Here is a 234-nt window from a genome sequence, read left to right on the forward strand (position 1 = left end):
TCGGTATAGACGCCGCGCGGTTCGCGCCAGCGGGTCATGCGCGCCATCACGCGCGCCTGTTCCTCAGGGTCGGCCAGCGTGGCCGCGATCAGCGGCTGGATGCGCTCTTCGTCGATGCGCGCCTCGCCCCGGGCGTCCTGGTACAGGCCGTGGCGCCAGTGGTAGATCTCCACGCACTTGCGCGTCAGCGTATAGGGCTGCTCATGTTTCCAGAAGTTGGTGAACAGTCCGCCG

The 234-nt window shown here is 67.5% G+C and carries 1 protein-coding gene; it reads right to left on the reverse strand.

From position 1 onward, the window contains the following. The coding region (locus RRF55_RS28015; RefSeq protein WP_439419300.1) for a hypothetical protein at positions 1-234 on the reverse strand (234 nt) is incomplete at both ends.

This window comes from Klebsiella sp. K47, from assembly GCF_051858335.1.
In the GTDB taxonomy this organism is placed as follows: domain Bacteria; phylum Pseudomonadota; class Gammaproteobacteria; order Enterobacterales; family Enterobacteriaceae; genus Klebsiella; species Klebsiella pneumoniae.